13 protein-coding genes, 1 tRNA gene and 1 riboswitch are annotated in these 11,511 nt (G+C 71.1%); of the genes, 5 read left to right on the top strand and 9 right to left on the bottom strand.

Annotated features, from left to right (window positions below; genetic code table 11):
* From RIF89_RS06500 to RIF89_RS06475, 6 genes are all read right to left on the bottom strand, one after another.
* Window positions 1-353, bottom strand: a 353-nt coding sequence (locus RIF89_RS06500; protein WP_309068322.1) for a TadE family protein, incomplete at its 3' end; no start/stop codon positions are given.
* Window positions 354-357: 4 nt separating this feature from the next.
* Window positions 358-759, bottom strand: coding sequence for a TadE/TadG family type IV pilus assembly protein (locus tag RIF89_RS06495; protein ID WP_309068321.1), 402 nt, complete (start codon window positions 757-759; stop codon window positions 358-360).
* Between the two features lie 7 nt (window positions 760-766).
* The gene (locus tag RIF89_RS06490; protein WP_309068320.1) at window positions 767-973 is read right to left on the bottom strand and encodes a hypothetical protein; all 207 of its coding nucleotides are present in this window, start codon (window positions 971-973) and stop codon (window positions 767-769) included.
* A 39-nt stretch (window positions 974-1,012) separates the two neighbouring features.
* A complete protein-coding gene (locus RIF89_RS06485; protein ID WP_309068319.1) occupies window positions 1,013-1,957 on the bottom strand; it encodes a type II secretion system F family protein in 945 nt (314 codons plus the stop codon).
* Window positions 1,954-2,814, bottom strand: a complete 861-nt coding sequence (locus tag RIF89_RS06480) for a type II secretion system F family protein (RefSeq protein WP_309068318.1) — start codon at window positions 2,812-2,814, stop codon at window positions 1,954-1,956. Before RIF89_RS06480 ends, RIF89_RS06485 begins: the two co-directional genes overlap by 4 nt.
* Window positions 2,811-3,983 (bottom strand): ATPase, T2SS/T4P/T4SS family, encoded by a 1,173-nt coding sequence (locus RIF89_RS06475; protein WP_309068317.1) that lies wholly within the window; start codon window positions 3,981-3,983, stop codon window positions 2,811-2,813. Before RIF89_RS06475 ends, RIF89_RS06480 begins: the two co-directional genes overlap by 4 nt.
* 127 nt (window positions 3,984-4,110) lie before the next feature.
* On the opposite strand from RIF89_RS06475, the gene RIF89_RS06470 reads away from it, so the two are divergent.
* Window positions 4,111-4,192 (top strand) — tRNA-Leu (locus tag RIF89_RS06470).
* 57 nt (window positions 4,193-4,249) lie between these two features.
* Window positions 4,250-4,999 carry a VTT domain-containing protein gene (locus RIF89_RS06465; protein WP_309068316.1) on the top strand — a complete coding sequence of 250 codons (750 nt, stop codon included), beginning with the start codon at window positions 4,250-4,252 and terminating at the stop codon, window positions 4,997-4,999.
* 27 nt (window positions 5,000-5,026) lie between these two features.
* On the opposite strand, the gene RIF89_RS06460 is transcribed toward RIF89_RS06465, so the two are convergent.
* A complete protein-coding gene (locus RIF89_RS06460; RefSeq protein ID WP_309068315.1) occupies window positions 5,027-5,899 on the bottom strand; it encodes a Ku protein in 873 nt (290 codons plus the stop codon).
* 80 nt (window positions 5,900-5,979) lie between these two features.
* Between RIF89_RS06460 and RIF89_RS06455 the strand changes: the two genes are divergently transcribed.
* Complete coding sequence (locus tag RIF89_RS06455) at window positions 5,980-8,481, top strand: ATP-dependent DNA ligase (protein WP_309068314.1); 2,502 nt, start codon at window positions 5,980-5,982, stop codon at window positions 8,479-8,481.
* Between the two features lie 5 nt (window positions 8,482-8,486).
* On the opposite strand, the gene RIF89_RS06450 is transcribed toward RIF89_RS06455, so the two are convergent.
* The gene (locus RIF89_RS06450) at window positions 8,487-9,398 is read right to left on the bottom strand and encodes a cation diffusion facilitator family transporter (protein ID WP_309068313.1); all 912 of its coding nucleotides are present in this window, start codon (window positions 9,396-9,398) and stop codon (window positions 8,487-8,489) included.
* A 99-nt stretch (window positions 9,399-9,497) separates the two neighbouring features.
* Window positions 9,498-9,824, bottom strand: a complete 327-nt coding sequence (locus tag RIF89_RS06445; protein WP_309068312.1) for a multidrug efflux SMR transporter — start codon at window positions 9,822-9,824, stop codon at window positions 9,498-9,500.
* 9 nt (window positions 9,825-9,833) lie between these two features.
* A riboswitch (guanidine-III (ykkC-III) riboswitch) is annotated at window positions 9,834-9,898 on the bottom strand.
* 61 nt (window positions 9,899-9,959) lie between these two features.
* Between RIF89_RS06445 and RIF89_RS06440 the strand changes: the two genes are divergently transcribed.
* Together RIF89_RS06440 and RIF89_RS06435 are read left to right on the top strand one after the other, a co-directional pair.
* Window positions 9,960-10,586, top strand: a complete 627-nt coding sequence (locus tag RIF89_RS06440; protein WP_309068311.1) for a LysE family transporter — start codon at window positions 9,960-9,962, stop codon at window positions 10,584-10,586.
* 133 nt (window positions 10,587-10,719) lie between these two features.
* Window positions 10,720-11,439, top strand: a complete 720-nt coding sequence (locus RIF89_RS06435; RefSeq protein ID WP_309068310.1) for a DUF4190 domain-containing protein — start codon at window positions 10,720-10,722, stop codon at window positions 11,437-11,439.
* The last annotated feature ends 72 nt before the right edge of the window (window positions 11,440-11,511 follow it).

Below are 11,511 nucleotides of genomic sequence, written 5' to 3'. Positions count from 1 at the left end.
AGCGTCGACGGCATGAGCGGCAGCGGCACACGCGCCGTGACGGTCACCCGGACCGTCGCTCCGGGCTCAGGACAGGCCGCCGTCGTCGGAACGCATGTGACGTCGGCGTCGAACCCCGCGATCCCGTACTGCCGCGTGACGGACGCGAGGACGTCATCCGGATCTCCCGCTCCCCCGGCGATCGTTCGCGCGGCGAAGCGCGCACCCGCCTCGACGCCGAGCGCCTGCGCCTGGATCTGACCGAGGGCGAGCACTCGGTAGGCGAGCGGCACGAGCATCAGGACGCCGACCGTCAGGAACTCGAGCGCGGCGGATCCGGTGTCCTCGCGCGTGAGCCACCGGATCCGCCGCACCGCGTCACGGAAGCGACTCGACGGGTGCACTCGCGCTCACCTCCATCGCGGCAGGCAGGCCCACGAGGCCGACGAGCGGCAGCACCGTGCGCACCGTCACCGTGACCGATGGCGCTCCCCCGGTGGATGCGTAGACGGCGCGGATGTCGCGCGCGTACGGCGAACCGACGGCGCGTTCGATCACCGTGCGCGTGCGAGCGACGCCCTGCACGGGGTCCGAGTCGGCGAGCGCCGCGTAGTGCGCGCCCTCCACCGCGGCGTCGTGCACCACGTTGCGCACGTACATCGTCAGCCCGAGCTGCAGCACCGCGAGGGTCAGCAGGGTCAGCAGCCCGCCGACGAGCACGAACTCCGCGGGTGCCGAGCCACGCTCGTGCTCCCCCGGGCGGCCCGTCGCGGACAGCATGATCGGATCAGCCCAGGCCGCCGCTGACGCGGGCGATCGCCTGCTCGAACAGTCCCTGCAGCGCTGGCCCGGCCAGCGCCCAGATCAGCACGACCAGGCCCGCCGTCATCAGCGTGATGAGGACCCAGCCGGGCACATCACCCCTGTCCTCCCCCGCGAGGTCGCCCCACGCCGTGCGCGCACGCGCCGTCCATGTGTCGATCTGTCGATTCATGTCTCATCCTCCTCAGGTGGTCGTGTCGTCGCGCCCGGGTCATCCGACGCCGAGGCGGAGCATGAAGACGCCGGGAAAGACGGCGAACAGGACACTCAGCGGCAGCAGACCGAAGACGAGCGGAAGGAGCATGTAGATCTCCTTGCGCCCTGCCGTCTCGATCAGCGCGCGCTTGGCGTCCTCCCGCGCATCCGTCGCCTGCGCCTGCAGTGCCTGGGCGAGCGGTGCGCCCCTGTCGAGGGCCGCCACCAGGTGCTCGACGGCGCGCGACAGCGGGGGCACCCGCAGACGGCGCGACATCGCCGTGAGCGCGTCGGGAAGGCTCGAGCCCGTGCTCACCTCCAGCACCACCGCACGGATCTCCGTCGTGAGCTCACCCGATCCGACTGACCCCACGCGGCGCAGGCTGTCCAGGATCCCCTCGCCCGCCGCCAGGCACAGGGCAAGGAACTCCAGCACGGTCGGCAGCTCCTCGGCGATCCGCGCCGCACGCGCCTTCGCCCGCCTGCTCAGCAGGACGTCGCACAGCCCGACGACCGCAACGCCCACCACAATCGGCAGAAGCAGGCTCGGACCCGTGAACGAACCGGCGAGCGCGAGTCCCACGACGGCCAGGGCACCCGCACCGACGCCGGCCACTCCCCATGCGAGCTGCCGCGCCCGGAACGCGGCCGGGTCGGGCACGCGGCCGGCCTGTGACAGCCGCATCCCGAGGGCATCCGACGTGCCGAGGGTCCGCACCGCCCATGCCGCCGCCCTCTCCAGCGCCGCGGACCAGCCCAGCGCGCCCGCCGCACCGGCGCGGCCGATCAGCTCCCATGCCGTGGTCCCGGCGGGGTCTGTCACGTCGCGGATGTACGGAGCGATGCGCCGCGACACGGACGGTGCGCCGATCCGCGGCACGAGCACCAGCAGCAGGCACATGCCCGCTCCCAGTGCGCCGCCCAGCAGCACCGCGAGAGCGGCATCGGTCGGCCACGTCACGCGAACCACCTCCGCGGCTCAGGCAGACGGCCGATGCGGACCATCACGCGATACGCCACGAACGAGACCACGGCCCCTACGACGATCAGCACCACGCCCTCCGGGCTCGAGTACGCCTCGGCGCCCTCCGGCCGCAGCGCGAGAAGAGCGAGGATCACCCAGGGCGCCACGACACCGAGCACGGCGGCGCCTTTCGTCCACGATTGCCGCGACTCCACCTCCGCTCGCAGCGCCGCGTCCGCGCGCACCGAGGCCGACAGGGCACGCAGGACGGGGACCAGCTCAGTGCCGCCGACCTGCCGCGCCATCCGCATGGTCTCGACGATCCGGTCAGCCATCGGGTCCGCCAGCGCGGCCTTCAGCCGATCGGCGCTGGAGTCGAAATGACCGGAGGCGCTCATGTCCCGCTCGAACCGCGCGAACGCCGGGCGCAGGGCGGGCGGTGCCGACACCGCCAGGCTCGCGATCGCGTCGGGCAACGACATGCCGGCGCGCACGGACGCGATCAGCAGGTCGCACACGTCGGGCCACAGCGCCCGCCGCCCCCGGATCAGCCGCGAACGCCGGGAGCGCAGCCACACGACGGGCACGGTGGCGCCCGCGCCGAGTGCGAGCAGGGCGAGCGCACCGACGCCCGTGCCGAGCCATGCGACGGCCCCGCCGACGAGCGCGCAGACCACGCACGCCGTCAGGATCACCCGCGTCGACAGGTGCGAGAGCCCCGCGCCCGCCATCAGTCGAGTGAGCGCGCCGGTGCGTGCCGGCCGCTCGCGCCTTCGGCCCGACGAGGGCCAGAGCCATGGCGCCGCGATGAGCACGAGCCCGCCCCCGAGCAGCGCACCCCACAGCACGGTCATACCCGTGCCCCTCTGCGGGGCGCGCGATAGAGCGGGCGCACTTCGGGCAGCTCCCCGTCGACCCGCCCCGTCGGCTCGACGATCTCGCCGACGCGGCGGAAGCCGTCGGATGTCCGCTCGCAGTGCACGACGAGATCGACGCTCGTTGCGACCGCATGCAGCACGAACCCGCGATCGATGTTGCGTCCGGCGAGAAGAGGCAGCGCCGCGAGCCGTCCGAGCGCATCGGTCGCGGAGTTCGCGTGGATGGTCGCCGCGCCCGGCACGCCGGTGTTCAGCGCGAGCAGCAGATCCAGTGCCTCCGCGTCGCGGACCTCGCCGACGACCAGGCGGTCGGGACGCATCCGCAGCGCCTCCTTCACCAGGCGGCGCAGCGTGACCTCGCCCGTGCCCTCGAGGCTCGGCTGGCGCCCCTGCAGGGCGACGAGGTCGGGCGCGTCCACGCCGAGCTCGAACGTCTCCTCGACCGTGATGATGCGGTGCGACGCGGGGCTCGCCGCGACAAGCGCGCCGAGCAGCGTCGTCTTCCCGGCGTGGGTCGCGCCGCTCACCAGCACAGACCGCCCCTCCCGCATCGCCGCCCGCAGGATGACCGCGGCGTCCTGCGTCAGAGAGCCGAGATCGACCAGGCTGTCGAGCGAGCGATACCGCGAGAGGAACTTGCGGATGTTCACGGCCCAGTGCCGCCGGGCGATGCCGCCGATCACGACGTGCAGGCGAGAGCCGTCGGGAAGGGACGCGTCGACGAACGGCTGGCTGAGGTCGACGCGACGCCCGGTCGAGTGCAGCATGCGCTCCACGAGGTCGCGCACGGACGCGTCGCTGAGCTGCACCGGCACGCGCTCCGACGCGCCGCCGCGCGCGATGTAGACCTTGTCGGGTGCATTGATCCACAGCTCCTCGACATCCGGATCGTCCAGGTAGGGCTGGAGCGGTCCGTATCCCGTCACCGCGGCGAGGACCTCGCGCACGCGGGCGGCCTCGTCGTCGATCGTCGCGGTGCCGCGCGTGAGGGCGATGTCGTTGTGACGACGCACCTCGGCCTGCGCGATCCGCGCGACCGCGTCGGGCGCCGCTGCGGGATCCGTGCGGTCCGCGCGCAGCCGCTCGCGGACGCGGTCGACGAGCGATGCCGTCGGGACTCCGCGATCGGGATGCAACTGCGTCACCCGGTCATGATCGCAACGGCGCGGCACCCTCCGTCCGAGTTATCCACAGCGTCGGAAAACCCCCACGATTGCGGGGGCTGTCCCCCACCGAGGATGTCGCCGGGCATCAGTAGACTGATCGCACCTCGCGGGAGTGGTGAAACTGGCAGACACGCAGGATTTAGGTTCCTGTGCCTCACGGCGTGTGGGTTCAAGTCCCACCTTCCGCACGAACTCTCCGTTCCCCACCCATCCACCCAACGCAGTACTTCGAGACGGGATCACCGGTGCGACCGTTCGCCCTCATTCCCTGGCTGGACCCCCAGGTCATCATCGACGCGGCCGGCCCCTGGGCCCTGCTCGTCGTCTGCCTCATCGTGTTCTCCGAGACGGGGCTGCTCGTGGGCTTCCTGCTGCCCGGCGACACCTTGCTGATCATCTCGGGCCTGCTGACCCACACGCACGACGTGTTCGGCGTGAACATCTGGGTCGCGAGCGGCCTGATCGCCCTGGCGGCGTTCATCGGCGGCGAGGCCGGGTACCTGATCGGCCACAAGGGCGGTCCCGCGGTGTTCGAACGCAAGGAATCGGGCCTGTTCAGCACGAAGAACGTCGAGCGCACAAACGCGTTCTTCGAGCGCTTCGGCGGCATCACGATCGTGCTCGCGCGCTTCGTGCCGGTCGTGCGCACGTTCGCGCCCGTCGCGGCGGGCGTCGGCCACATGCCGTGGAAGCGCTACTCGCTCTACAACCTGATCGGCGCGATCCTGTGGGGCTTCGGACTCACGATGGTCGGCTACCTGATCGCGTATGTGCCGTTCGTGCGCGATGTCGTGACCGAGTACATCGACGTGATCCTGCTCATCGCGGTCGGCGGCACCGCGATCGTGACCCTGTGGCACTACGTCGCCGAGCGGCGCAAGGCCCGCAAGTTCGCGGCCGCCGCGCCGCCGGTGCAGGAGCTCGTGCTCGAGCCCGACGTGTTCGAGCGCGGCGCCGACATCGACGGCGACGGCAAGCCCGACATCAAGCTCTGAGCCAGGCTTCCGGCGGCGATGCTCCGATCAGGAGGCCTTCTTCGACCGCTTCCGTTTCGGCTTCTCCTCCGGCTCCTCCTTGGACTCCGGCTCGGCATCCTCTGACGTGCCGCGCGACGCGCGCGAGCGCTCCACGCTCGCACGCAGCGCCGCCATCAGGTCGATGACCTCGCCGCCCTCGTCGTCGTCCTGCTCGCCGAAGGTCGCATCCGTGTCGATCGCGTCGCCCTTGTCGAGCTTCGCCGCGATCAACGTCTTGAGCTCCTTCTGGTACTCGTCGACGAACTCGTCCGGATCGAAGTCGCTCGAGAAGCTCTCGACGAGGCTCGCGGACAGCTCGAGCTCCTTCTTCGAGATCCGCACCGACTCGTTCAGCGACGGGAACTCCGCCGCCCGCACCTCGTCGGCCCACAGCAGCGTCTGCAGCATCAGCACGTCGCCGCGCACGCGCAGCGCCGCGAGCCGCGTCTTCTGCCGCAGCGAGAACCGCACGATCGCGGTGCGGTCGGTCTGTTCGAGCGTGCGCCGCAGCAGCACGTACGCCTTGGGCGAGGCCGAGTCGGGTTCGAGGAAGTACGACTTGTCGTATGTGATCGGATCGACCTGCTCGCTCGGCACGAACTCCACGACGTCGATCTCACGGCTGCGCTCGGACGGCAGCGACTTCAGATCCTCGTCGGTCAGCACCACGGTGCGGTCGCCGTCGTCGTAGGCGCGATCGATGTCCGAGTACGCGACGATCTCCCCGCACACCTCGCAGCGGCGCTGGTACCGGATGCGCCCACCGTCGGCATTGTGCACCTGGTGCAGGCTGACGTCGTGGTCCTCGGTCGCGGCGTAGACCTTGACGGGAACGTTCACGAGGCCGAAGGTCAGCGCACCCTTCCAGATCGATCTCATGCACCACAGTCAACACCTGTCACACCCGTCACGGCCAGGGGCTTGATTCCGGGGGCGATCGGCGAAATAGCCTTAGGAGTATGGCGCCCGACGCAGGATCGCAACCGCAGACCGTGCGGATCGGCGGGCGCCGCCTGCGCGTGACGAACCTCGACAAGGTGCTGTACCCCGACACCGGCACGACCAAGGGCGAGGTGATCGACTACGTCACGCGCATCGCGCCGGTGCTGCTGCCCCACGTCGCGGGGCGCCCCATCACGCGCAAGCGCTGGGTCGAGGGGGTCGGCACCGCCGAGGAGCCGCTGTCGTCGTTCTTCGCGAAGGATCTCGAGCCGGGCGCGCCCGACTGGGTGCCGCGGCAGGCGATCCAGCATTCGAGCGGTCCCAAGTCGTACCCGTTGATCGACGAGGTCCCGACCCTCGTCTACCTCGCGCAGGTCGCGAGCCTCGAGCTGCACGTGCCGCAATGGCGTTTCGCTCCGGACGGGTCGCCGGGGAATCCGGATCGCATGGTGCTCGACCTCGATCCCGGTCCTGGCGTGGGGCTCCCGGAATGCGCCGAGGTGGCGCGCTTCGCACGCGCCATCCTGACCGACATGGGGCTCGACCCGCTGCCCGTCACGAGCGGCAGCAAGGGCATCCACCTCTACGCGCGGCTGCCCGGCTCGCAGACGAGCGAGCAGGTCTCGGCGGTCGCGAAGGCGCTCGCGCAGGCGCTCGAGGCGGATCATCCGGAGCTCGTCGTCAGCTCGATGAGCAAGGCTCTGCGGCCCGGGCGGGTGCTCGTGGACTGGAGCCAGAACAACGGCAAGAAGACCACGATCGCGCCGTACTCGCTGCGCGGCCGCGCGCAGCCGTGGGTCGCGGCCCCGCGCACGTGGGAAGAACTCGACGACCCCGACCTGCGCCATCTGCTGTTCGGCGAGGTGCTCGAGCGCGTCGAGCGGATGGGTGATCCGCTCGCCCCCGTCGACGCACAGGACCCCGACCGCGCCCTGGCGCCCTACGTCGCGAAGCGCGACGCCGCCAAGACGCCCGAGCCGATGGGCGGACCCGTCGAGCCGACCGTGAGCGGCGAGCCGCGCTTCGTGATCCAGCGGCACGAAGCCCGGCGCCTGCACTACGACCTGCGCCTCGAGCGCGACGGCGTGCTCGCGAGCTGGGCCGTGCCGAAGGGCGTTCCCGAGACCACGGGCAAGAACCACCTCGCCGTGCAGACGGAGGATCACCCGCTCGCGTACGCCACGTTCGAGGGCGACATCCCCAAGGGAGAATACGGCGCGGGCCACATGGACATCTGGGACAGCGGCACCTACGCGCTCGAGAAGTGGCGCGCCGACGAGGTGATCTTCACGCTGCACGGCACGCGCGAGCCGGTGCGCCTGGCCCTGCTGCGCACGAGCGGCGAGGGCGAGAAGTCGCAGTGGCTCCTGCACCGCATGAAGGATCAGCACTCTGGCGCGGCCGACTCGGCGCAGGAGGAAGGATCGGCGGAGCCGCCGCCAGCGACGGAGCCGGAGCCGGCGGACGAGGCGCCGCCTGAGACCCGGCCGCGCGCGCGGCGCGCGTCGAAGCCGGTCACGGACGAGCAGGCTCCGCCGTCGTCGCCCGCCGCACCGATCACGGCTCCCGTCCCCATGCTCGCGACCAACGCGACCCCCGCGCTCGCACACGCGATGGGCGGCGGATCCTGGGCCGAGATGAAGTGGGACGGAGTGCGCGCGCTCGGCGTCTGGTCGGGCGGTCGGCTGCGCCTGTTCGCCCGCAGCGGCACCGACATCACCGCGCGCTATCCCGAGCTGACGGCACAGGGCGCCGCGTCCTTCGCGGCGGAGGACGCCGTCGTCGACGGCGAGATCGTCGCCCTCGACGAGCGCGGGCGGCCGAGCTTCTCGCTGCTGCAGAACCGGATGCACCTCACCAGGGCGGGCGAGATCACGGCCGAGACGCGCCGCACGCCGGCCCGGCTCTACCTGTTCGACGTGCTCGCCGCCGACGGAGTCGACCTCATATCCCGTCCGCTCTCCGAACGCCGAGCGGTGCTCGAGCGCATCGCGGCCGGCGCGGGCGACGCGATCGATGTCCCGCCCGTGTTCGACGACCTCGACATGGCGCTCGCGATCGCGCGCGAGCACGACCTCGAGGGCGTCGTGGCGAAGGATCCCGGCTCCCGCTATCGCGCGGGAAGATCGGAGCGCTGGATGAAGCTCAAGCTCACGCGGACCCAGGAGGTCGTGATCGGCGGCATCCGGCCCGGCAAGGGCGGCCGATCCGGATCCATCGGCTCCCTCCTGCTCGGCATCCCCGACGAGGACGGCCTGCGCTACGTGGGTCGCGTGGGCACGGGATTCAGCCAGCGCGCCCTGGCTCGGCTGCAGGATCAGCTCGAGCCGCTGCGGGCCGACGTGCCCGCGCTGCACGGCGTGCCCGCGCTCGACGCGCGCGACGCGCTGTGGGTGCGGCCGGAGCTCGTCGGCGAGGTGGAGTTCTCCGAGTGGACGCCGGGCGGCAGCATGCGTCACCCGCGATGGCGCGGGCTGCGGGCCGACAAGACCCCGGCCGACGTGGTGCGGGAGTCCTGACGGGCTCAGCCGTGCGCGACGTGGCGGTCCTCGTGACCGACGCCCTCGAACTGGAAGGTCGAGTGCTCGACGTCGAAGTGATCCGCGAGGCAGTCCTGCAGCGAGGTCAGCAGCGCCGCGGTCCCGCCCCGGTCGATCACCTCCTGCTGCACGACGACGTGCGCCGTGAACACGGGCGCGCCGCGCGTGAGCTGCCACACGTGCACGTCGTGCACGTCGCGCACGCCCGGGGCGCGCAGCAGGTGATCGCGGATGTCCGCCACCTCTGTCCCCTGCGGCGCCGCCTCCGACAGCACAGAGAACACCTCCCACAGCAGCCCGATCGCCCGCGGCACGATGAACGCCGCGATGAGAAGCGACGCGATCGAGTCCGCGCGGGTCCAGCCGGTGAGCAGGATGACAAGTGCCGCCACGATCACGGCGGCGGACCCGAGCAGATCGCCGAGCACCTCGAGGTACGCCCCGCGCACATTCATGCTGCGCTTCTGCGCGTGCCGCAGCAGCCACGCCGCAACGGCGTTCGCCGCGAGGCCGATGATCGCGACCGCCAGCATCCAGCCGCCGGAGACCTGCGTCTGCTCCGGCGCGGAGAGCCGGCCGATCGCCTCGATCGCGATCCACACCGACAGGCCGACCAGCACGAGGCCGTTCAGCAGGGCGCCCAGCACCTCCGCGCGCTGATAGCCGTACGTGCGCCGGTCGTCTGCCGGGCGGGCGGCCACGATGCTCGCGAGCAGGGCGATCAGCAGCGCCGCGGCGTCCGTCAGCATGTGCGCGGCGTCCGCGAGCAGCGCGAGCGATCCGGTCAGCAGCGCTCCGACCACCTGCACGACGAACACAGACGCCGTGATGGCGAGCGACACCGCGAGCAGGCGCCTGTTCTCGCCCGCCTCGATCCGGTGCGCGTGGTCGTGCATGCTCCCAGGCTACGTCCGGGAAAGGCCTGGTCCGCCGCGGTTCGCCAACTCGGGAATGAGTCCGATTCTCATGCTCGGAACGCGGTCTGGGAAGCGGCGTCAGTGCTCGGCGTCGCCCACCAGCTTCAGGCCGACGATGCAGCCGACGAGCCCCACGATGAGCAGGACCTTCACCCACGACACCGATTCGTCCCCCGTGATCATCGCGTAGACGACCGTGAGGGCTGCACCGACGCCGACCCAGACGGCGTACGCCGTCGCGGTGGGGATGTCGCGCATGGCCCACGCGAGGCCAATCATGCTCGCGACGATGCCCACACCGAACACGATCGAGGGGGCGAGCTTGGTGAAGCCCTCCGACTTGCCGAGGGCCGTGGCCCACACGGCCTCGAGCACACCGGACAGGATGAGGATGATCCACGACATGACACGACTCCTGGCAAGTCTTGTCGCGCACCGGGTACTTGACCATCGTCCGGGAGCCGCCTCACGGGCTCTGCCCTCATGATCTCACGCGTGGCTGTGCAGGGCCGGAGCAGAGCTCCGCCGTAGAATCAGGCCGTGACTCTCTCGCTCTGGCTGGCGCTCGTCGGCGCCGGAGTCATCATCTCCCTGACGCCCGGTGCGGGCGCCGTGAACACGATGTCCAACGCGATCGTGTCGGGCTGGCGCCGCTCGCTGTGGGGCATCCTCGGCCAGCAGGTGGCGCTGGTCCTGCACATCGTGATCGTCGCCGCCGGCCTCGGCGTGCTCGTCACGAGCTCGCCGATCCTGTTCGAGATCATCCGGTACGTCGGCGCGGCATACCTGATCTTCCTCGGGGTGCGGCAGTTCCTCTCCACGCCCGAACCGACGGCGGAGGACGGCGGGCCGGTGCTCGTGCGCGAGAGCGGCTGGTCGATGCTGCGCCGCGGACTGCTCGTGAACCTCACCAACCCCAAGGCGATCGTGTTCTTCCTCGCGTTCGTTCCGCAGTTCATCCGTCCGGATCAGCCCGTCCTGACGCAGTACTCGGTGCTCGCGGGCACGGTCGTCGTGATCGACATCCTGGTGATGTGGTTCGTGTTCGCCACGGCCGCGCGGGCGATCGCGCGCCTCACGCGCAGCGAGCGCGGCCAGAAGGTGCTGGGCCGGGTCTTCGGGTCGCTCTTCGTGGGCGTGGGCGTGCTCCTCGCCGCCGTGCACTGACCGCGGCTCATCATCGCGGTGCACCGCGGCCCCTCGGCGCCGTCGGACTGCCCGGGTGGAGAGCGCCGATGATCCTCGACGCACCCCGGTGTGTGAGAGTGTCATCAGACGACTCTCAGAAAGCGGAGCACACATGAGTGACGGCGGCCAGCCCGGCTACCCCGGCGGGGTTCCCCCGCGTGACCAGTTCGCACAGAACGCACCAGCCCCCCAGACGCAGGCGCTCACGCCGCCGGACGCACCGTATGCCGCGGCCGGCGCGGGCTACAACCCCGGCCCGCCGTCCAGTGAGCGCACGAACACGCTGTCGATCGTGGCGCTGGTGGGCGGGTTCTTCATCGGCCTGCTCGGCGTCATCGCGGGAGCGATCGCGCTGCGGCAGATCAAGAAGAGCGGTGAGCGCGGCCGCGGCCTGGCGATCGGCGGCATCGTCGTCGGCTCGCTGAACATGCTCGCCGGCATCATCGCCATCGTCCTTGTCGTCGTCGCCTTCATGGCCGCCGCCTCTGCGGCCGAATCCCTGTCGGAGCAGCCGCAGAGCTCCGTCAGCGAGCCCGCCACCGCTCCCGAGGAAGACGGCGCGACCGGCACGGACGGCGCGACGCCCAGCGCGGAGCTGTGCGCGGCGGTCACGGAGCTCACGAGCATCGACCAGTCGGAGCTCACCGGCGGCAGCGCCGAGGCGATGGCCGCGCTCGAGGCGCTCGCGGCCGCGCCGGGCGACAACCAGGAGACCTACGGACAGATCGTGGACCTCATGGGCGACCCGATGTCGGTTCCCGCCGAGGATCAGCAGCAGCTGTACACCGACTTCGCCACGGCGCTGCAGGAAGATGCGATGGCCTGCATGTGAGCCATCCGCGGCACCGAACGAGAACGCCCCGGCCTCCTGGCCGGGGCGTTCTCTCGTCGTCGGAGCGTCGTC

Origin of the sequence: Microbacterium sp. (assembly GCF_031178525.1) — a bacterium.
Classification (GTDB): domain Bacteria; phylum Actinomycetota; class Actinomycetes; order Actinomycetales; family Microbacteriaceae; genus Microbacterium.
The sequence above is the reverse complement of the archived record's forward strand: the minus strand, read 5'-3'. Positions and strand labels throughout refer to the sequence as shown.